Below are 707 nucleotides of genomic sequence, written 5' to 3' on the forward strand. Positions count from 1 at the left end.
CCCCCGTGGCTCCAGTGGCGCCCGTCGCACCGGTGCCCACGCCAGGGGCGCATTGCGTCAGCTGGCCCGTGGCGGCGTTGTAGCAAGTCAGGCTGGCGTTGGTCGGCGAGGCGGACAAGCCGGGCACATAGACCTCACCCGTGCCTTGCACGCGCAGGCGTTCCTGGCCGCCCTGGCCCTTGACCACGAATCCTCCGCCGGCAGGGGGCGTGACGGTGATGTCCGCGGCCAGTACACCGGCGGCATGCAGGGCGAGGACGGAACTCAGTGCGGGAACGACCCAGTAGCGGTGCAGGCGATTCTTGGACATGGGGAAACCCTCTCTTGTCTAGCAGTGTGTTGAATGTCTTTTCCAGCGGTTGGGCTCGCTGGTGATGTCCGTCAGCCGATCCGGCGGGAAGGGGCCGCGATGTCGCGCCGCTTCCAGAACATGGCCATGCCGATCAGCAGCGACAGAAGCATCAGGCCGTACTCGCTGAGCGTCGGAATGGCTGCCACGGCGGTTGCGGCGCCGATCTGGACGGTGCCGGTCACAGTGGCGAAGTTGCGCACCACGGTGGCGTTGGGACCCAGGTTGACCACGGCCGTGCTGCCGCTGGACGACACGAGCTGCACGTTCTGCCCCGGAGCGCCTTGCACGGTGAGCGTGCCCAGCACGGTGATGTTCGTGCCGGCGGGCAGCACGAAGGTACGGCCGGTGGTGCTGG

General features: G+C 67.9%; 1 protein-coding gene and 1 pseudogene. Both read right to left on the reverse strand.

Annotated elements, in window-relative coordinates; translation table 11 throughout:
• Positions 1-310, reverse strand: a pseudogene (locus tag AC27IQ_RS26330) (collagen-like protein); the annotation flags it as partial.
• A gap of 71 nt (positions 311-381) precedes the next feature.
• On the reverse strand, positions 382-707 hold a 326-nt coding region (locus AC27IQ_RS26335; RefSeq protein ID WP_487091417.1), incomplete at its 5' end, for an IPTL-CTERM sorting domain-containing protein.

It is taken from the genome of Acidovorax sp. KPB24-07 (assembly GCF_057543315.1).